Annotated in this window: 14 protein-coding genes, 3 tRNA genes and 6 pseudogenes; 20 read left to right on the top strand and 3 right to left on the bottom strand. The window is 70.1% G+C overall.

Going from position 1 to position 19247, the window contains the following annotated elements:
* Window positions 1-402: pseudogene (locus tag UK82_RS35685) on the bottom strand (glycoside hydrolase); the annotation flags it as partial.
* Window positions 403-792: 390 nt separating this feature from the next.
* Between UK82_RS35685 and UK82_RS04540 the strand changes: the two are divergent.
* From UK82_RS04540 to UK82_RS04520, 5 genes are all read left to right on the top strand, one after another.
* Window positions 793-868, top strand: a tRNA-Thr gene (locus UK82_RS04540).
* A gap of 101 nt (window positions 869-969) precedes the next feature.
* Window positions 970-1043: transfer RNA gene (locus UK82_RS04535), tRNA-Met, on the top strand.
* Window positions 1044-1173: 130 nt separating this feature from the next.
* Complete coding sequence (gene rpmG, locus UK82_RS04530) at window positions 1174-1305, top strand: 50S ribosomal protein L33 (protein ID WP_070131962.1); 132 nt, start codon at window positions 1174-1176, stop codon at window positions 1303-1305.
* A gap of 366 nt (window positions 1306-1671) precedes the next feature.
* Window positions 1672-2130 carry a MaoC family dehydratase N-terminal domain-containing protein gene (locus UK82_RS04525; RefSeq protein ID WP_044884295.1) on the top strand — a complete coding sequence of 153 codons (459 nt, stop codon included), beginning with the start codon at window positions 1672-1674 and terminating at the stop codon, window positions 2128-2130.
* Between the two features lie 94 nt (window positions 2131-2224).
* Complete coding sequence (locus tag UK82_RS04520; RefSeq protein WP_044884192.1) at window positions 2225-2653, top strand: MaoC/PaaZ C-terminal domain-containing protein; 429 nt, start codon at window positions 2225-2227, stop codon at window positions 2651-2653.
* A gap of 19 nt (window positions 2654-2672) precedes the next feature.
* Here UK82_RS04520 and UK82_RS04515 read toward each other — a convergent pair whose 3' ends face one another.
* Complete coding sequence (locus UK82_RS04515) at window positions 2673-3872, bottom strand: pyridoxal phosphate-dependent aminotransferase (protein WP_055406437.1); 1200 nt, start codon at window positions 3870-3872, stop codon at window positions 2673-2675.
* Between the two features lie 391 nt (window positions 3873-4263).
* On the opposite strand from UK82_RS04515, the gene UK82_RS04510 reads away from it, so the two are divergent.
* The 15 genes and pseudogenes from UK82_RS04510 to UK82_RS04465 all read left to right on the top strand — a co-directional run bounded on the left by UK82_RS04510 (window position 4264) and on the right by UK82_RS04465 (window position 17953).
* Window positions 4264-4336: transfer RNA gene (locus tag UK82_RS04510), tRNA-Trp, on the top strand.
* Window positions 4337-4384: 48 nt separating this feature from the next.
* Window positions 4385-4633 carry a preprotein translocase subunit SecE gene (gene secE, locus UK82_RS41340; protein WP_035921129.1) on the top strand — a complete coding sequence of 83 codons (249 nt, stop codon included), beginning with the start codon at window positions 4385-4387 and terminating at the stop codon, window positions 4631-4633.
* A 170-nt stretch (window positions 4634-4803) separates the two neighbouring features.
* The gene (gene nusG / locus UK82_RS04500) at window positions 4804-5664 is read left to right on the top strand and encodes a transcription termination/antitermination protein NusG (RefSeq protein WP_055406435.1); all 861 of its coding nucleotides are present in this window, start codon (window positions 4804-4806) and stop codon (window positions 5662-5664) included.
* Window positions 5665-5716: 52 nt separating this feature from the next.
* On the top strand, window positions 5717-6134 hold a 418-nt coding region (gene rplK / locus UK82_RS04495), incomplete at its 5' end, for a 50S ribosomal protein L11 (RefSeq protein WP_236705502.1).
* 126 nt (window positions 6135-6260) lie between these two features.
* Window positions 6261-6977, top strand: a complete 717-nt coding sequence (gene rplA, locus UK82_RS04490; RefSeq protein ID WP_044884194.1) for a 50S ribosomal protein L1 — start codon at window positions 6261-6263, stop codon at window positions 6975-6977.
* A 451-nt stretch (window positions 6978-7428) separates the two neighbouring features.
* Entirely contained in the window at window positions 7429-7995 is a 567-nt protein-coding gene (gene rplJ, locus UK82_RS04485; RefSeq protein WP_055406431.1) for a 50S ribosomal protein L10, read from the top strand.
* Window positions 7996-8164: 169 nt separating this feature from the next.
* Window positions 8165-8557 (top strand): 50S ribosomal protein L7/L12, encoded by a 393-nt coding sequence (gene rplL, locus UK82_RS04480; RefSeq protein ID WP_044884297.1) that lies wholly within the window; start codon window positions 8165-8167, stop codon window positions 8555-8557.
* A gap of 935 nt (window positions 8558-9492) precedes the next feature.
* A pseudogene (locus UK82_RS35675) lies at window positions 9493-10047 on the top strand (DNA-directed RNA polymerase subunit beta); the annotation flags it as partial.
* Window position 10048: 1 nt separating this feature from the next.
* Window positions 10049-11059 (top strand): annotated as a pseudogene (locus tag UK82_RS35670) (DNA-directed RNA polymerase subunit beta); the annotation flags it as partial.
* Window position 11060: 1 nt separating this feature from the next.
* Window positions 11061-12918 (top strand): DNA-directed RNA polymerase subunit beta (locus tag UK82_RS35665; protein ID WP_236705501.1); only part of this gene is annotated, 1858 nt, incomplete at its 5' end.
* Between the two features lie 105 nt (window positions 12919-13023).
* Window positions 13024-16448, top strand: a pseudogene (locus tag UK82_RS04470) (DNA-directed RNA polymerase subunit beta'); the annotation flags it as partial.
* Between the two features lies 1 nt (window position 16449).
* Window positions 16450-16518: pseudogene (locus tag UK82_RS35660) on the top strand (hypothetical protein); the annotation flags it as partial.
* A 1-nt stretch (window position 16519) separates the two neighbouring features.
* A pseudogene (locus UK82_RS35655) lies at window positions 16520-16603 on the top strand (hypothetical protein); the annotation flags it as partial.
* 1 nt (window position 16604) lies between these two features.
* A partial coding sequence (locus tag UK82_RS35650) for a hypothetical protein (RefSeq protein WP_236705500.1) occupies window positions 16605-16914 on the top strand: 310 nt, incomplete at its 5' end.
* Window positions 16915-17146: 232 nt separating this feature from the next.
* Window positions 17147-17953, top strand: coding sequence for an RluA family pseudouridine synthase (locus tag UK82_RS04465; protein ID WP_044884197.1), 807 nt, complete (start codon window positions 17147-17149; stop codon window positions 17951-17953).
* Between the two features lie 268 nt (window positions 17954-18221).
* Here UK82_RS04465 and mug read toward each other — a convergent pair whose 3' ends face one another.
* A complete protein-coding gene (mug, locus tag UK82_RS04460) occupies window positions 18222-18815 on the bottom strand; it encodes a G/U mismatch-specific DNA glycosylase (protein ID WP_044884198.1) in 594 nt (197 codons plus the stop codon).
* Between the last annotated feature and the right edge of the window lie 432 nt (window positions 18816-19247).

The raw sequence follows: 19247 nt of genomic DNA, 5'->3' as shown, positions 1-19247 counted from the left end.
CCACAGCGGCGAAGGGGCCGCCCCCTGGGCCACGCCGGCGGTGCCGGACATGGTCAGCGTGGCGGCGGTGAGCGCGGCGATGCTGAGCAGTTGCCGGGGCAGCGGGATCGCGAGCGCCGGCCGGCCCGGCCGGCCCGGCCAGCCCCGATGGCGGGGGACGGAGTCGGCGTCCACCCGGCGGAGCGGGACGGGGTCCGATGAGCGGATCGATCTCGGGTTCGGTGCGGGGGGCGGCACGTGGGCAGAGGCCTGGGCGGCCACCGACGCGAGTCGGTCGGGTCGAGGGAACACCGTGCCGGGCGGCAACGGGGTGCCGGGCCGGATCGGGATGCCGACCGGGCCGGCGTCGCCGTCGGTGCCGCGGGTCGTCGGATACCGGCCAGGACGATGCGTGGAACGCATGGGCAACCCTCGGATGCTTGGGAGGCGACGGTCGGGGAGGCTCGTGAGCCGGTTGGCCGCGCCAGGCGGGGCGCACCAACGGGTGAGCCACACGCTAAGCATTCAAGGAATTACATACAGCTATCGAAGGTTGGGGGGCCCGAGTTATTCGCTACGGACAGTTGCTCCCGTCGACAATCTGCGCATCTTCCGGTCGGAATGGCTGCCGGGTCGGGCGTGCCGGCGTGCCAGGGGGCAAGGCTGGCGATGGGGATGTTCCGCGCATCCGGTGGCGTGTGGTCGCCGCCGACTGGCCGGTCCGAGCGGCGCTGCCATGATCGGGGACGAAGCGGACGGGGGTGCCTCCCCAACCACGCTCGGCGTCGTGTAATCTGAGCACCGCGACCTCGCGCCCCTTTAGCTCAGTCGGCAGAGCGTCTCCATGGTAAGGAGAAGGTCTACGGTTCGATTCCGTAAAGGGGCTCCACGTTCCGGTCCTCGGGCAGGTTCGTGTCCGGGATGGGCGGTTCCGCCGGTTCTCCCGGGTAGGCTAGTGGTCGTGTCTCCGGGCATCCTGGGGACCATCCTGGCGGTGTAGCTCAGTCTGGCAGAGCAAGCGGCTCATAATCGCTGTGTCGCCGGTTCAAGTCCGGCCACCGCTACTATCGGGGAGCGGCGCGCCGTAGCCCTTGTAGGGGCTCGCGGCCTGCCGCGTCGCCCGATCAGTTCAGCACTCGACTCAGGAAGAGGCATCACGCCGTGGCCGCCACTGACGTCCGCCCGAAGATCACGATGGCGTGCCAGGTGTGTAAGCACCGGAACTACATCACCCGCAAGAACCGGCGCAACGACCCGGACCGCCTCGAGCTGAAGAAGTTCTGCCCGAACTGCGGCAAGCACACGGAGCACCGCGAGACCCGCTGACGATGCCCGGCGTCGCCGTGTCGGCCACGCCGCCGTCCGCCGGACGCGTGTTGGGGTTCCGCGAGACACCGCAGGATCACAACCGGCCAGGGAGCTCCCTGGCCGGTTGTTTGCGTGTCGGCTCGCCCCACCTGCGTCGGCCCTGGTCGCGGGCCCGGGATGGCGGCGTGATGCCTGGGGCGCCGGCGTGATACCTAGAACACATCGAATACCTAGGACACATCGACCCCTCCGTCGATGGGTCGGCTCATCAGGTTCGTGGTGGGATACTTCACGACGCAGTCCGTCCGGCCCGTCCACCGACGCGCTGCGGCCAGGTGCGCCACGGCATCCGGGCCTGCCGCGGACGCCGAGATCGGAGCCTTGATGCCGCTGAACCAGGACTTCGTGGGACGCAGTTTCGTCTCGCCCGTTCCCTTCCAGGTCGGACGCGAGCAGATCCGGCAGTTCGCCCAGGCGATCGGGGACGACAACCCGCTCTACCACGACGTGGAGGCGGCCAAGGCCGCCGGCCACCCCGATCTCGTCGCGCCGCCGACGTTCCTGATCACCGCGATCCCCGGGGCCCTGGGGCTCCCCACCGACGATCCAGCGCTCGGGCTGGACTACGCCCTGGTCGTGCACGGTGAGCAGCGCTTCGCCCTGCGCCGGCCGGTGGTGGCGGGCGACGAGCTGATCACCACCTCGACGCTGACCAGCATCCGCGCGGTGGGCCGCAACGAGGTGCTCGTCACCACCTACCGTTACGACACCACGAGTGGCGAGGAGGTCGCGGTCGGCACGTGCACCCTGGTCTCCCGCGGCACGGCACCGCCGCGGGCATGAGCGCGCGTCCCATGGCGCCCGGTGAGAACCGGGCCGCCGGTCCGGCCGCACCCCCGAAGCCCGTCGGGAGTGCCTCACCCTGGGGAGAACAACGATGACGGCGACCGTCGGCTATGACGACGTCGAGGTCGGCACCGAGCTGCCGGAGCGGCTGTTCCCGCTGCGGCGGGTCGATCTCGTCCGCTACGCGGGAGCATCCGGGGACTTCAACCCCATCCACTGGAGCGAGCGGGCCGCCGCGGACGCGGGCCTGCCCGGCGTGCTCGCGCACGGGATGCTGACGATGGCGACCGCCACCCGGCTCGTCACGGACTGGGCCGGGGACCCGGGTGCCGTCCTCGAGGTCGGCGTGAAGTTCTCCGCGCCGGTGGTGGTCCCGGACGACGACGAGGGCGCCTCGGTGTCGGTGCGCGGTGTCGTGGAGAAGAAGCTCGACGACAACCGGGTGGTCGTGAACCTCACCACCCGGTGTCGCGGCGAGAAGGTGCTGATGGCCGCGCGCGCCACCGTCCGACTGAGCTGAGCCGTCAGGCCCGGGTCGCTCAGGCGGCCTCGCTGAGCAGGGCGGACAGCCGGCTGACGCCCTTGACCAGGTCCTCATCGCTGAGCGCGTAGGACAGCCGGGCGAAGCCCGGGGTGCCGAACGCCTCACCGGGGACGATGGCGACCCCGGCCTCCTCCAGGATGAGCTGGCACAGCTCGGCGCTGGTCGTGGGCGTCCGGCCGCGAAGGCTGCGGCCGAGCACGCCCTGCAGCGAGGGGTAGCAGTAGAACGCGCCCTCGGGCAGCGGGCAGCTCACTCCCGGGGTCTCGGTGAGCATGCGGTGCATCGTCAGCCGGCGGCGATCGAAGGCGGTGCGCATCGTGGCGACGGCGTCGAGGGGCCCGGCGACGGCGGCGAGCGCCGCGGCCTGGGAGACGTTGGCGACGTTCGAGGTCGCGTGCGACTGCAGGTTCGCCGCCGCGGCGACGACGTCCGTCGGCCCGATCAGCCAGCCGACCCGCCAGCCCGTCATCGCGTAGGTCTTCGCGACGCCGTTGACGATGACGCAGCGCTCGGCGAGCTCCGGCACCTGCGCCAGGATCGAGGCGAACCGCGCCTCGCCGTAGACGAGATGCTCGTAGATCTCGTCGGCGAGCACCCAGATGCCGGCCTGCTCGGCCCAGCGACCGATCTCGCGGACCTCCTCCGGCGTGTGCACGGCGCCGGTCGGGTTCGACGGCGAGTTGAACAGCAGAATCTTGGTGCGTTCGGTGCGGGCCGCCTCGAGCTGCTCGACGGTCACCCGGTAGCCGGCCTCCGGCCCGGTGACGACGTCGACCGGCACACCACCGGCGAGGCGGATCGACTCGGGGTAGGTCGTCCAGTACGGCGCGGGCAACAGCACCTCGTCACCGGGGTCGAGCAGCGTCGCGAAGGCCTCGTAGACGGCCTGCTTGCCGCCGTTGGTCACCAGCACCTGGCCCGCGGAGACGGTGACACCGGAGTCCCGGGCCGTCTTCTCGGCGATGGCCTGCCGCAGCTCCGGCAGTCCGCCCGCCGGGGTGTAGCGGTGCATGCGGGGTTCGCGGCAAGCCTTCTCCGCGGCGGCGACGATGTGGTCCGGAGTTGGGAAGTCCGGCTCGCCGGCGCCGAAGCCGACCACGTCCTGGCCCGCGGCGCGCATCGCCTTCGCGGTGGCGTCGACGGCCAGCGTCGCGGATGGGGCGATGCCGCCGATGCGGCTTGAGATCCTGCTCATAGTGCCATGCTGCCATGGCGTCCGGATGGGCGTCGTGCGCAGGCGGCCGGGATCCGGCGTCCGTGCGGACCGGNTCCGGGGTGGCCGGTTGGCCCCGTCCCGCGGGTCCCATGGACGGCGCGCCGTGGGTCCTGCGGACGTTGCCGCGCGGGTCCTGCGGATGGTGCTCCGAGGGTCCTGCGGACGGTGTCCGGAGGGTGCTCCGTGGGTCCTGGGGACGGTGCCCGGCGGCGCCCGCGGACGGTCCGTGGCGGAGTCGGGGCGATGAAGGGGTATGCTCGATCCGCTCGGGTACCCATTCCGGTAACCGGCTCACAGGCTGGACTGTGCGCTATGGTGCAGAAGCGCAGCGTGTGGGTTCGATGCGGTGGCGGGGATCCGGGCGTGTCCAAGGGGCGTGGCTCAATTGGTAGAGCACCGGTCTCCAAAACCGGCGGTTGCAGGTTCGAGTCCTGTCGCCCCTGCGCTGTTCGACGGTTGGCTGGTTCGGCGACGGAGTTGGGTGGAGTTGAGTGGCGACCGATACCCGTGACGCGGCACCGCGTCCCAGGCGGGCCACGCGTACCGCGGGTCGGCGTCGGTATCGGCCGGTTCAGTTCATCCGCGAGGTCATGGCGGAGCTCCGGAAGGTCGTCTACCCCGGCCGAAGCGAGCTGATCACCTACGTGCTGGTCGTGCTCGTGTTCGTCAGCGTGATGACAGCCTTCGTGGCTAGTCTCGACTTCGGGCTCACGAAGGCGGTCCTCGCGATCTTCGGCTGACGGGCCCGCCAGTCGGCGGGGTCGGGCAGTACGGACGGACGGGTCCGGGCGGGTGATCGATGCCGGTACGCCGGCCGGTCGGCTGCCGCCCGTCCGGCACCACGCCCGCGCAGCGCCCGCTCCGCGGAGTCCACAGCAGCAGAAGCGTCCACGAAAGAAGGAACGTCCGCGTGTCCCAGTCGCCCGAGCACGCCTCCTCCGAGCAGGGGGAGGCCCTCGCCCGTCTCGATCTCCTTGCGGCGTTCGAGCACGACGAGGTGGCGAGTACGGACGCCGGCGCCGAGCTCGACGACCCCCACGCCGACTCCGACGACGCCGACGAGTCGAGTGCCGAGGCCACCCCCAGCACCGAGGCCGAGGCCGACGAGGCCGGTTCCGTGACCGACGCGGGCTCCGAACCCGCCGCGGCCGCCGAGCCCGCGAGCGCCGCGCCGGTCGCCGCCGCCGACGACACCGATGACGATGACGACGACCTGCGTCGCGCCATCGAGGACGCGCCGGGCGAGTGGTACGTCGTGCACTCGTACGCGGGCTACGAGAACAAGGTCAAGACCAACCTCGAGACCCGTATCTCCAGCCTCAACATGGAGGATTACATCTTCCAGATCGAGGTGCCCACCGAGGAGGTCCCGGTGGTCAAGAACGGCAAGAGGCAGTTGGTCCAGCAGAAGAAGTACCCGGGTTACATCTACGTCCGGATGGACCTGACGGACCAGTCCTGGTCCGCGGTCCGTAACACGCCGGGTGTGACCGGGTTCGTGGGGCTCACCAACCGGCCCTCACCGCTGCGGCGCGAGGAAGTCCTGTCCATCCTCGCCCCGGCGGCGCCGAAGGAGAAGAAGGTCGAGACCGTCCGGGTCCAGGAGTTCGAGGTCGGGGAGTCGGTCACCGTCATGGACGGCCCCTTTGCCACGCTTCCGGCGACCATCAGCGAGATCAACCTCGACGCCCAGCGGTTGAAGGTGCTGGTCTCGATCTTCGGTCGGGAGACGCCCGTCGAGCTGCAGTTCAATCAGGTCGCGAAGATCTGATTCGGTCCGTGGAACTCCGGTAGGAAGACGAGCACATGCCGCCCAAGAAGANGAAGATCACCGCGATCATCAAGCTCCAGATCAACGCCGGCAAGGCCACGCCGGCGCCGCCGGTCGGCCCCGCGCTGGGCCAGCACGGCGTGAACATCATGGAGTTCTGCAAGCAGTACAACGCGGCGACGGAGTCGCAGGCCGGCAACGTCGTGCCGGTCGAGATCACCGTGTACGAGGACCGGTCGTTCACCTTCGTCACGAAGACCCCGCCGGCCGCGCGGCTCATCCTCAAGGCCGCGGGCGTGGAGAAGGGCAGCGGGACCCCGCACCGGGACAAGGTCGCCAAGCTGACCCCGGCCCAGGTGCGCGAGATCGCCCAGACCAAGCTTCCCGACCTCAACGCCACGACGATCGAGGCGGCCGAGAAGATCATTGCGGGGACTGCCCGCTCGATGGGGATCACGGTCGGCGACTAGCCTTCCGTACCCGCCACACCGAACCGACGCCGTGGGAGGGCGGTCGGTGCCAGCCTCCGCGGCCCGGACGAGATCCGCGCCGTGGCGAGCCTGGCCGACCGTCCGCCGGCACCACGAGGAGACAGCATGAAGCGCAGCAAGGCCTACCGGGCCGCCGCCGAAAAGATCAACCCCGAGAACCTCTACAGCCCGCTGGATGCCGTCCGGCTCGCCCAGGAGACCTCGACCACGAAGTACGACGCGACCGTCGAGGTCGCGATCCGCCTCGGGGTCGACCCGCGCAAGGCCGACCAGATGGTCCGCGGCACCGTCAACCTGCCGCACGGCACCGGCAAGTCGCCGCGCGTCGCCGTCTTCGCCGCCGGTGAGAAGGCCGCCGAGGCCACCGCCGCCGGCGCCGACATCGTCGGCAGCGACGACCTGGTCGCCCGCATCCAGGAGGGCTTCCTGGACTTCGACGCGACGGTGGCGACGCCGGACCAGATGGCCAAGGTCGGGCGGATCGCCCGCATCCTCGGCCCTCGCGGGCTGATGCCGAACCCGAAGACCGGCACCGTGACGCTGGACATCGGCAAGGCCGTCGCCGACATCAAGGGCGGAAAGATCAACTTCCGGGTCGACAAGCAGGGCAACCTGCACATCGTCATCGGGAAGACGAACTTCACCGACGCCCAGCTCATCGAGAACTACACGGCCGCCCTGGACGAGATCGTCCGGGTGAAGCCCTCGGCGGCGAAGGGTCGTTACCTGAAGAAGGTCACCTTCGCCACCACCATGGGCCCGGGCATCCCGGTCGACCCGAACCGCACCCGCAACCTGCTCGAAGAGGGCGTCCCCGCCTGAGGTCGCCGTCGCGGGGCCTCGGGCCACGCGCCTGCGCCTGCGCCTGATGTTCGGCGTTCTTGCCTTCTTGCCTTTCCAGAGGTCTCCGTGTCCGTTTCGTCCCTCTGGAAAGGCAAGGTAAGGCGGGTAGGCCGGGNAGGCCGGTGAACGTGTACGCGGGATCATCGCGTACACTTCGTACGAACACGTTTTACGCCGAAGACCGCTGGTCGCCGTCGTCGCCCAGGTGGGGGAGATCCCGCCCGGACATAGCGACGGCCGAAGGCCCGACTTCCCCGGGCGGCCCGCGCAGGTGACGGATGCAAAGGACCGCGGCAGTTCCGAGGCGGTCGGCGCAGGTGCGCCGTCCTCCCCGCCCGATGTCGCTCTTCACGCCCCGTGCGCCTGCGCCGGGGCGTTTGTCGTCTCCCGGGGTTGAACGGATGGCCGGCCGACACCCCGAAGGAGCCCCATGGCGAAACCTGAGAAGACCGCCGCGGTGGCGGAGATCGCCGAGGAGTTCCGTGGCGCGACCGCCGCGGTCCTCACGGAGTACCGCGGTCTGACGGTGAGCCAGCTCACCGAGCTGCGGCGCACCCTCGGCGAGGGCGCACGTTACGCGGTGGTCAAGAACACGCTGACCAAGATCGCGGCCGAGCAGGCCGGCGTCACCGGGCTCGACGATCTGTTCGTCGGCCCGACCGCCGTCGCCTTCGTCACCGGCGACCCGGTCGAGGCGGCCAAGGGCCTGCGCGACTTCGCCCGTGCCAACCCGGCCCTCGTGGTCAAGGGCGGCGTCGTCGAGGGCAAGGCGATGACGGCCGACGAGATCCGCAAGCTTGCGGATCTGGAGTCCCGCGAGATCCTGCTGGCGAAGCTCGCCGGCGCGATGAAGGGTTCACTGTCCGGCGCGGTCGGCCTGTTCGCCGCCCCGCTGTCGCAGGTCGCCCGGCTGGCCGAGGCGCTGCGCGAGCAGCGGGCGAGCCAGTCCGCCGCCGAGACGCCCGCCGCCGAGGCCGCCGAGGCCCCCGCGGAGTAAGCCTGCGCGCCGCGGGATGACGGTCGCCGGTCCGGCGGCCGCCGCCCGCGGAGCACCCGCGCCGGCTGGGCCACCGCGCCCAGCCGGCACCACCCACGAGCCACCCCGATCACCGGTCGCCCACCCGGCCGGCCGAGATCATCGGCATGACGAGGAAGGAAACGCCATCATGGCGAAGCTGTCGACCGAAGAGCTGCTCGACGCGTTCAAGGAACTGACCCTGCTGGAGCTCTCGGAGTTCGTGAAGCAGTTCGAGGAGACCTTCGGCGTGACCGCCGCGGCGCCCGTCGCCGTGGCTGCGGCGCCGGCCGCCGGCGGCGCGGGCGGCGAGGCTCCGGCCGCCGAGGAGCAGGACGAGTTCGACGTCATCCTCGAGTCCGTGGGTGACAAGAAGATCCAGGTCATCAAGGAGGTCCGGGCGCTGACCAGCCTCGGGCTGAAGGAGGCCAAGGACCTCGTCGACGGGGCGCCCAAGCCCGTCCTGGAGAAGGTCGCCAAGGAGGCCGCGGAGAAGGCCAAGGCGGCCCTCGAGGGCGCTGGCGCGTCGGTCACCGTCAAGTAACACCGCCCGTCTTTCGGGCCCGGCCCGGGCGGCGTTTCCGCGCCGCCGCGGGCCGGTGCGGCCGCTCGACGCGGCCGTGGCGCATCCCGCGTGCCGGGGCACCTCCGAGGTGTCCCGGCACGCGGCGTCTGTGCCTGGCGAATCGCCGAGACACGCTGCAACGTAAGCGGATGAGCAGGTCGGGTCGTTCGTGACGTTTTCCGAAGGGGGTTGACGGCCCCTGTAGATCGGAGTTCCATCATGTCGCGAACGCTCGTCGGGAAGCAGATGCGGTGCTCTACGTTCCCCCCGCGTGGTCCTGCCACGCACGCCCTTGCCAGCGGTGTGCCCTTCGGCTACACTGCTAGTTTGCGCTGCCCTTTTCGTCGCATCGGCTCCGCCGACACCGGTTCTCCGGTGAGGTCGGGCTCTCTGTGGGGGTCCGGTACGCGCCGCCGGGCGGTCTCGACCATGGTGTCGGGGCCGCGCACGCGGTGGGTTCCGGTTCGACGTGAAGGCGCGCTGGCCGTGCTGGTGCGTGGCACGGCTGTATGGCAGCCACACCGAGGACTCTGAGCAGACCTTTGCCCGTGCACCGACCCGTTGTTCTCAGCGGACACCGGCGTTGCCGCGCGCTTGCGCCGCGACGGCGCTTTGGCGTGCCCGCAGTCAGCCGAACGCCTGCCGCGACGGATTTTTGCGGTTCTGCGGACCGACGGACGCCGGATCGGCGGACTTGCTGCGGGACGAGGGCCGACTCCGGCCGCGCGACCGGCCGCCGGAACACCCGGCACCGCCGCACCGATGCGCCTCGCGGTCATCCTCTCACCGACGGGGCACCCCCCGTCGCTGTTCCCGACAACCGTAGCGAGACACTGATCACCTGACCACCCCCCCGACGGATCCTTGACGTCCGCGACGCCAGCCCGACGATCAGGCCACCCGGAAGGACCACCTTGGCCGCCTCGCGCTCTTCCTCCCGCATCTCGTTCGCTAAGATCATCGAGCCCCTCGAGGTCCCGGATCTCCTTGCTCTTCAGACGCAGTCCTTCGATTGGCTGATCGGTAGTGACGCCTGGGCGGAGCGGGTTCAGGAGGCCATCGACTCGGGCCGGGACGATGTTCCGATCACCTCAGGTCTGGAGGAGGTCTTCGAGGAGATCTCCCCGATCGAGGACTTCTCCGGCTCCATGTCCCTGTCCTTCCGGGACCACCGGTTCGAGCCGCCCAAGTACTCCGTGGAGGAGTGCAAGGACAAGGACATGACCTTCTCGGCCCCGCTGTTCGTCACGGCCGAGTTCACCAACAACACCACCGGTGAGATCAAGAGCCAGACGGTCTTCATGGGCGACTTCCCGCTCATGACCCCCAAGGGCACCTTCGTCATCAACGGGACCGAGCGTGTGGTGGTCAGCCAGCTCGTCCGGTCGCCGGGGGTGTACTTCGAACGCAGCCTGGACAAGGCGTCGGACAAGGACCTGTACTCCTGCAAGGTGATCCCGTCGCGCGGGNCCTGGCTCGAGTTCGAGATCGACAAGCGGGACACCGTCGGGGTTCGGATCGACCGCAAGCGCCGTCAGTCGGTGACGGTCCTGCTCAAGGCGCTGGGCTGGGACGAGGCGCGCATCCTGGAGCGGTTCGGCGACTTCCCGTCGATGCGCATCACCCTGGAGAAGGACCACACGGCCAGCCAGGACGACGCGCTGCTGGACATCTACCGCAAGCTGCGCCCGGGCGAGCCGCCGACGCGGGAGTCGGCGCAGACCCTGCTCGAGAACCTCTTCTTCAACCCCAAGCGCTACGACCTGGCGAAGGTCGGCCGCTACAAGGTGAACAAGAAGCTCACTCTGGAGATCGCCCACGACGTCGGCGTCCTCACTGAGGATGACATCGTGCGCACGATCGAGTACGTCGTCAAGTTGCACGCGGGCGCCGACCCGGCCGAGTACGAGGTCGACGACATCGACCACTTCGGCAACCGGCGGCTGCGCACGGTCGGTGAGCTGATCCAGAACCAGGTCCGGCTGGGGCTCGCCCGGATGGAGCGGGTCGTCCGCGAGCGGATGACCACCCAGGACGTCGAGGCGATCACGCCGCAGACCCTGATCAACATCCGGCCGGTCGTCGCCTCCATCAAGGAGTTCTTCGGCACCAGCCAGTTGTCGCAGTTCATGGACCAGACCAACCCGCTGGCCGGCCTGACCCACAAGCGCCGCCTGTCGGCGCTGGGTCCCGGTGGTCTGTCCCGGGAGCGGGCCGGCTTCGAGGTCCGCGACGTGCACCCCAGCCACTACGGCCGGATGTGCCCGATCGAGACGCCGGAAGGCCCGAACATCGGCCTCATCGGCTCGCTGTCGACGTTCGCGCGGGTCAACCCGTTCGGCTTCGTCGAGACGCCGTACCGCAAGGTCGTCAACGGCCGGGTCACCGACCAGATCGACTACCTCACCGCGGACGAGGAGGACCGGCACGTCAAGGCGCAGGCCAACACGCCGCTGAGCCCCGACGGCACGTTCGCCGAGGNCCGCGTGCTGGTCCGCCGCAAGGGCGGTGAGGTCGAGTTCATCCCGCCGGACGAGGTCGACTACATGGACGTCTCGCCGCGGCAGATGGTGTCCGTGGCCACGGCCATGATCCCGTTCCTCGAGCACGACGACGCCAACCGCGCGCTCATGGGCTCCAACATGCAGCGCCAGTCGGTGCCACTGCTGCGTTCCGAGGCGCCGCTGGTCGGCACCGGGATGGAGGCCCGCGCGGCCAAGGACGCCGGCGACGTGGTCGTCTGCGTCCAGGCCGGCGTCGTCGAGGACCTCTCGGCGGACTACATCACCGTCATGCACGACGACGGCACCCGGCGTACCTACCGGCTGGCGAAGTTCCGCCGGTCGAACCAGGGCACCTGCATCAACCAGAAGCCGATCGTGTTCGAGGGGGACCGGGTCGAGGCCGGCCAGGTCATCGCGGACGGCCCGTGCACCGACAACGGCGAGATGGCGCTCGGCAAGAACCTGCTGGTCGCCTTCATGCCGTGGGAGGGGCACAACTACGAGGACGCGATCATCCTGTCGCAGCGCCTCGTGCAGGACGACGTGCTGTCCTCGATCCACATCGAGGAGCACGAGGTCGACGCCCGGGACACCAAGCTCGGCCCGGAGGAGATCACCCGCGACATCCCCAACGTCGCCGAGGAGGTCCTCGCCGACCTCGACGAGCGCGGGATCATCCGGATCGGCGCCGAGGTCTCGCCCGGTGACGTCCTGGTCGGCAAGGTCACCCCGAAGGGCGAGACCGAGCTGACCCCCGAGGAGCGGCTGCTGCGGGCGATCTTCGGGGAGAAGGCCCGGGAGGTCCGCGACACCTCGCTGAAGGTGCCGCACGGCGAGTCCGGCAAGGTCATCGGCGTGCGGGTGTTCTCCCGCGAGGACGGCGACGAGCTGCCGCCCGGCGTCAACGAGCTGGTCCGGGTCTACGTCGCCCAGAAGCGGAAGATCACCGACGGCGACAAGCTCGCCGGCCGGCACGGCAACAAGGGCGTCATCGCCAAGATCCTCCCGCAGGAGGACATGCCGTTCCTCGAGGACGGCACGCCGGTGGACATCGTGCTCAACCCGCACGGCGTCCCCCGCCGGATGAACATCGGCCAGATCCTGGAGACCCACCTCGGGTGGGTGGCCAAGACCGGCTGGCAGGTGGACGCCGGCACCGAGGACTGGAAGGAGCGGCTGCGCGGGATCGGGGCGGACTCGTCCACCCCCGGGACCAACGTGGCCACGCCGGTCTTCGACGGCGCCCGCGAGGAGGAGATCACCGGTCTGCTCGACTCCACCCTCCCGAACCGGGACGGGGTCCAGCTCATCGGCTCCTCCGGCAAGGCCACGCTGTTCGACGGCCGCACCGGCGAGCCGTACCCCTACCCGGTGGCGGTCGGCTACATCTACATCCTCAAGCTGCTTCACCTGGTCGACGACAAGATCCACGCTCGGTCGACCGGTCCCTACTCGATGATCACCCAGCAGCCCCTGGGTGGTAAGGCGCAGTTCGGTGGCCAGCGGTTCGGCGAGATGGAGGTGTGGGCGCTGGAGGCGTACGGCGCCGCCTACGCCCTGCAGGAGCTGCTGACCATCAAGTCCGACGACGTCGTGGGCCGAGTCAAGGTCTACGAGGCGATCGTCAAGGGCGAGAACATTCCGGAGCCCGGCATCCCGGAGTCGTTCAAGGTGCTCATCAAGGAGATGCAGTCGCTGTGCCTCAACGTCGAGGTCCTCTCCAGCGACGGTGTGCAGATCGAGATGCGTGACACCGACGAGGACGTCTTCCGTGCGGCGGAGGAACTCGGGATCGACCTGTCCCGGCGGGAGCCGAGCAGCGTCGAGGAGGTCTGAGCGGGCGCCGGGGGCCCGATCCGCCCGCCGTGAGGCGGCGGCGGACCCCCGGCGGTCCATCCGACTCCAGCGTCCCGACCGAGAAAGAGAGAGCAGGCGACAGTCTTGCTGGACGTCAACTTCTTCGACGAACTGCGCATCGGTCTTGCCACCGCGGACGACATCCGTCAGTGGTCGCACGGTGAGGTCAAGAAGCCGGAGACGATCAACTACCGCACCCTGAAGCCGGAGAAGGACGGGCTCTTCTGCGAGAAGATCTTCGGTCCGACCCGGGACTGGGAGTGCTACTGCGGCAAGTACAAGCGGGTCCGGTTCAAGGGCATCATCTGCGAGCGCTGTGGCGTCGAGGTCACCCGCGCCAAGGTGCGCCGTGAGCGCATGGGGCACATCGAGCTGGCCGCCCCGGTCACCCACATCTGGTACTTCAAGGGTGTCCCGAGCCGGCTCGGCTACCTGCTGGACCTGGCGCCGAAGGACCTCGAGAAGGTCATCTACTTCGCCGCCTACATGATCACCAAGGTCGACGCCGAGGCGCGCCACCGCGACCTGCCCACCCTCGAGGCCCGCATGGGCGTCGAGAAGCAGCAGCTCGAGGACAAGAAGAACGCCGACGTCGAGACCCGGCAGAAGCGGCTCGAAACCGACCTCGCGCAGCTCGAGGCCGAGGGTGCCAAGGGCGACGCGCGGCGCAAGGTCCGCGAGTCGGCCGAGCGCGAGATGCGCCAGATCCGTGACCGCGCGCAGCGCAAGATCGATGATCTGGACCGGGTCTTCGACCGCTTCAAGAACATGAAGGTCCAGGACCTGGAGCCGGACGAGCTGCTCTACCGCGAGCTGCGCGACCGGTTCGGCCAGTACTTCGACGGCGGCATGGGCGCCGAGGCGCTGCAGCGCCGGCTCGCCGACTTCGACCTGGCCGCGGAGGCGGAGTCGCTGCGCGAGACCATCCGCAGCGGCAAGGGGCAGAAGAAGGCCCGCGCGCTCAAGCGGCTCAAGGTCGTCTCGGCGTTCCTGAACACCCGCAACTCCCCGATGGGGATGGTGCTCGACTGCGTCCCGGTGATCCCGCCGGACCTGCGGCCGATGGTGCAGCTCGACGGCGGCCGGTTCGCCACGTCCGACCTCAACGACCTGTACCGCCGGGTGATCAACCGGAACAACCGGCTCAAGCGGCTGCTCGACCTCGGCGCGCCCGAGATCATCGTCAACAACGAGAAGCGGATGCTGCAGGAGGCCGTCGACGCACTGTTCGACAACGGCCGCCGCGGCCGGCCGGTCACCGGCCCGGGTAACCGCCCGCTGAAGTCGTTGTCCGACATGCTCAAGGGCAAGCAGGGCCGGTTCCGCCAGAACCTGCTCGGCAAGCGGGTCGACTACTCCGGCCGGTCGGTCATCGTCGTCGGTCCGCAGCTCAAGCTGCACCAGTGCGGTCTGCCCAAGCAGATGGCGCTGGAGCTGTTCAAGCCGTTCGTGATGAAGCGCCTGGTGGACCTCAACCACGCGCAGAACATCAAGTCGGCGAAGCGGATGGTGGAGCGGGCCCGCCCGGTCGTCTGGGACGTGCTCGAGGAGGTCATCACCGAGCACCCGGTGCTGCTCAACCGGGCGCCGACCCTGCACCGCCTCGGCATCCAGGCCTTCGAGCCGCAGCTCGTCGAGGGCAAGGCCATCCAGATCCACCCGCTGGTCTGCACGGCCTTCAACGCCGACTTCGACGGTGACCAGATGGCGGTGCACCTGCCGCTGTCCGCCGAGGCGCAGGCCGAGGCACGGATCCTGATGCTGTCGAGCAACAACATCCTCTCGCCGGCGTCCGGCCGGCCGCTGGCGATGCCCAGCCTCGACATGGTGACCGGCGTGTTCCACCTGTCGACGCTGGCCGAGGGCGCCGTCGGGGAGGGGCGGGCGTTCTCCTCGGTCGCCGAGGCGCAGATGGCCTTCGACGCCCGGGAGATCGCGCTGCAGGCGCGGATCAGCGTCCGGCTGCGCGACACCACCCCGCCGTCGGACTGGGTGCCGCCGGCCGACTGGGTCACCGGGGACGTGTTCACCCTGGAGACCACGTTCGGCCGCTGCCTGCTCAACGAGGCGCTGCCGGAGGGCTACCCCTTCATCAACGCCCAGCTCAACAAGAAGGCCCAGGCCGCGATCGTCAACGACCTGGCCGAGCGGTACCCGAAGATCCAGGTCGCGGCGACCCTGGACGCCCTGAAGAGCGCCGGTTTCTACTGGGCCACCCGGTCCGGGGTCACCGTCGCGATCGAGGACGTCGTCGCGCCGCCGAACAAGGCCGAGATCCTCGACGACTACGAGCAGCGCGCCGACCGGGTGCAGAAGCAGTTCGACCGCGGCTTCCTGTCCGACGAGGAGCGCCGCAGCGAGCTGGTGCAGATCTGGACCGAGGCGACGAACAAGATCGCCGAGGCGATGGAGAAGAACTTCCCGCAGACCAACCCGGTCTACGTGCTGGTCAACTCCGGAGCCGCCGGAAACATGATGCAGATCCGGCAGCTCGCCGGCATGCGTGGCCTGGTCTCCAACCCGAAGGGTGAGATCATCCCGCGGCCGATCAAGGCGAACTTCCGCGAGGGCCTCACCGTGCTCGAGTACTTCATCTCGACCCACGGTGCCCGCAAGGGTCTCGCCGACACCGCGCTGCGGACCGCCGACTCCGGCTACCTGACCCGCCGGCTCGTCGACGTCAGCCAGGACGTCATCGTCCGCGAGGAGGACTGCGGCACCGAGCGGGGCATCCTGACCCGGATCGCCCGGCGCGGCGCGGACGGCGTGCTCGTGCGCGACCGCTACGCCGAGACCTCGGCGTACGCGCGGACGCTGGCCTCCGACGCCGTCGACGAGCACGGCGAGATCATCGTGCCCGCCGGCACCGACGCCGGGGACGTGGCGATCGGCCAGATCATCGAGGCCGGCATCGAGTCGGTCCGGGTGCGTTCGGCGCTGACCTGCGAGTCCCGGATGGGGGTGTGCGCCCAGTGCTACGGGCGTTCGCTGGCCACCGGCAAGCTGGTCGACGTCGGCGAGGCCGTCGGGATCGTCGCCGCCCAGTCCATCGGCGAGCCCGGCACCCAGCTGACGATGCGTACCTTCCACAGCGGTGGTGTCGCTGGCGATGACATCACCCAGGGTCTGCCGCGTGTCGTCGAGCTGTTCGAGGCCCGTAGCCCGAAGGGCAAGGCGCCCATCACCGAGGTCTCCGGTCGCGTGAAGATCGAGGAAACCGAGAAGACCTTCAAGGTCGTGGTGGTGCCGGACGACGGCAGCGAGGAGATCGCCTACCCGGTCTCGCGGCGCTCGCGCCTGCGGGTCCGCGAGGGCGACCGCATCGAGGTCGGCAACCAGGTGGTCGACGGTGCCGTCGACCCGCACGAGGTGCTGCGCATCCTCGGCCCGCGCCAGGTCCAGCTCCACCTGGTCGACCAGGTCCAGGAGGTGTACCGGTCGCAGGGTGTGTCGATCCACGACAAGCACATCGAGATCATCATCCGCCAGATGCTCAAGCGGGTGAACGTNCTGGAGTCCGGCGAGACCAACCTGCTGCCCGGCGAGCTGTGTGAGCGGGCCCGGTTCGAGTCGGAGAACNGCCGGGTGGTGGAGTCCGGCGGCCAGCCGGCCTCGGCTCGCCCGGTGCTGATGGGGATCACCAAGGCGTCGCTGGCCACCGAGTNGTGGCTGTCGGCGGCCTCCTTCCAGGAGACGACCCGAGTGCTCACCGACGCGGCGATCAACGCCCGGTCGGACTCGCTCGTCGGCCTGAAGGAGAACGTCATCATCGGCAAGCTCATCCCGGCCGGTACCGGCATCTCCCGGTACCGCAACATCCGGGTCGAGCCGACCGAGGAGGCGCGCGCCGCGATGTACTCCGTCGGCGCGTACGAGGACGGCGGCAGCGTGGAGTACGGCGCGTTCGGCACCGGCTCCGGCCAGGCCGTCCCGCTGGACGAGTTCGACTACCGCAGCTCGGGCGACTTCCGCTGACCCGGAACCGCTGAGCCGATCCCGCCGGCCCGGTGCCCCCTGTCCGGGGACACCGGGCCGGCGGCGTTCCACGCCCGACTCCACGCCGGGCCCGCGCGCCCGCGCGCCCGCGCCAGCGATGGCTTCTTGCCGTTCTGGGGGACGTTTCGGGCGCGGAGGCCCCCAGAACGGCAAGGAAGTCGGACCGGGATGGCCGAGATGACGATGGCTGACCGACGAGTGGGGGCTGGTGATGGACTGGGCCGCTATCCGGCGCCTGCACACGATCCACGAGGATGAGGCGGTCCTCGCGCTCGACAAGCCCGCCGGCATCTCGGTCATGGGGGAGCGGCACGACACCGACCTTGTGCGGCTCGCCGCCGACGCCGGCGAAGAGCTGTTCCCCGTGCACCGGATCGACAAGGTCACGTCCGGGATCGTGCTGTTCGCCAAGGAGTTGCGCTTCCACGGCGACCTGACCAGGCAGTTCCAGCGGCGCACGGTCGACAAGCGCTACCTCGCCCTGACCCGCACCCGCGGCCTGCCCGCGACGGGGACCATCGACCTGCCGCTCAGCGTCGGCCGCAAGAGCCGGGTCCGGGTGGCCGCGAACCGCGCCGACATCACCGCGTCCCTGTTCGGGTCCGCCGACGCGCCCGCGTCCGGCCATCCGCTCGCGTCCACCGAGGGGGCGGACGAGGGGCACTGGTCCGTCCCGCCCGAGGCGGTCTTCGGCCACGTACGGACCTATCCCTCGGTCACCACGTTCGCCCGACTCCGGGAGGGCGGCGAGCACACCCTGCTCGCCGCGACGCCGCGGACCGGACGGCGCCATCAGATCCGGGTGCACCTGGCCTGGATCGGCCATCCGATCGACGGCGACCCCCTGTTCGACAAGGCGCCGGCGACCCGCACCTTCCTGCATTCCTGGCGGCTCGCCTTCGACGCCGCCTGGGCCGGCGGCGCGCGCATCGAGGTCGAAGCGCCGCCCGACGCCGACTTCCTCGCCCCCGTCGGCGACCGGCTACCCGCCGACCTGCTCGAGGACGCTCGACGCTAGGGCAGCCCCGCAGGGGTTCCTTCCCGTCCGCTTGTCACATTCCGTGACGTCCAGCGGTGTGACGGAGACGGGCGACGGCTCGGGCGATGGGGGCGGATGCGTGGGAGAGCGCCTTCCTGTCTCTTCCACAGGGTTCGGTGCCCGATCTGTCCCCGTGGAAGAGGCAGGTGGGGCCGCTCCCAGGTCACCGGGCCGGTCGTGGTGTCGGCGCGGCGTGCGTGTTGCGGCGCGAGGACGGCGTCGGACCGACGGCTCCGGGACTCCGGCGTCACTGGTCGGCGTAGGCGGCCTCGCGCAGCTCGCCGTACACCCGGACCAGATCGGGCAGCTGGTAGTGGGCGTTCAGACCGCTGGGGTTGGGTAGCAGCCAGACGCCCGCCGGGCCCAGGGTCTCCGGCTGCCGACCGACCTGCGCACGGCGCCGGCCGAAGCCGACCCGGTAGGCGGCCAGGCCGAGGAAGGCCACCCAGCGCGGCGAGATCCGCTCGACGAGCTCGGTGAGCGGGGCGACGCCGGCCCGCACCTCGTCGTCGCTGATCTCGTCGGCGCGTGCGGTGGACCGGTTGACCAGGTTGGTGATGCTGATGCCGCGGCTGGTCAGCTCTGCGGTCTCGCTGGGGTGCAGCCGGCGCGGGGTGAACCCGGCGAGGTGCAGGACCGGCCACAGCCGGTTGCTCGGCGTGCCGAAGTGGAAGCCGGTCGCCCCGGACTCCAGGGACGGGTTGATCCCGCACAGCAGCACGGTGGTCCGCGGGGCGAGGAGGTCCGGGACCGCGGTGTCGTAGGCGGCGAGCAGCTCGGCCCGGGTCGGCCGGGCGGGCGGGGCGGCCGGCGGCGGCGGCGAGCCAACTGCGTCAAACATGTCCTCGAGGACCTCCGGTGCCGGTATCGTGCTGTCTCGTACAGCGTGCCAGGACCAGGACCGTGGATGTACTACGGCCATGGATCCACCAGAACCATGGATGTGCCAGGGCCGAGGGGTACCAGGGACGCGGAGGTCCCGGGTTCCGGTGTCCGGCCCNCTGCCTTCGGTGCTGATGCCGGAGTCCGGCCGCCCCGCCATGCGGGTAGTGGATTGTCGGCTCCGGTGGGCCCGTTCGACGCGGGTCGGTGGGATGCCCGGGCTGTACCGGGTTCTGGTCGATTGCGAGTTTCTGGGCCGCCGGTGTGCTGTGTCGCGCGCGACGGCCGCGCCCGCCGTCCGAGGTCGCGGGCTTGTGGGGCTGCGGTGTCTGCGTCGGACGTCGGCCGATACCCCGTTCGACACGTGACGCGGCCGTGGAGTACTGTTGAT

Origin of the sequence: Frankia sp. ACN1ag, from assembly GCF_001414035.1 — a bacterium.
Lineage (GTDB): Bacteria > Actinomycetota > Actinomycetes > Frankiales > Frankiaceae > Frankia > Frankia torreyi.
Note: the sequence above shows the minus strand (reverse complement) of the source record. Positions and strands in the feature narration are given on the sequence as shown.

Bases quoted from the DNA above. Each gene is read 5' to 3' on its own strand.
- rpmG (WP_070131962.1), top strand. From the start codon at position 1,174: ATGGCGTGCCAGGTGTGTAAGCACCGGAACTACATCACCCGCAAGAAC.
- UK82_RS04525 (WP_044884295.1), top strand. From the start codon at position 1,672: ATGCCGCTGAACCAGGACTTCGTGGGACGCAGTTTCGTCTCGCCCGTT.
- UK82_RS04520 (WP_044884192.1), top strand. From the start codon at position 2,225: ATGACGGCGACCGTCGGCTATGACGACGTCGAGGTCGGCACCGAGCTG.
- UK82_RS04515 (WP_055406437.1), bottom strand. From the start codon at position 3,872: ATGAGCAGGATCTCAAGCCGCATCGGCGGCATCGCCCCATCCGCGACG.
- rplA (WP_044884194.1), top strand. From the start codon at position 6,261: ATGAAGCGCAGCAAGGCCTACCGGGCCGCCGCCGAAAAGATCAACCCC.
- rplJ (WP_055406431.1), top strand. From the start codon at position 7,429: ATGGCGAAACCTGAGAAGACCGCCGCGGTGGCGGAGATCGCCGAGGAG.
- rplL (WP_044884297.1), top strand. From the start codon at position 8,165: ATGGCGAAGCTGTCGACCGAAGAGCTGCTCGACGCGTTCAAGGAACTG.
- UK82_RS04465 (WP_044884197.1), top strand. From the start codon at position 17,147: ATGGACTGGGCCGCTATCCGGCGCCTGCACACGATCCACGAGGATGAG.
- mug (WP_044884198.1), bottom strand. From the start codon at position 18,815: ATGTTTGACGCAGTTGGCTCGCCGCCGCCGCCGGCCGCCCCGCCCGCC.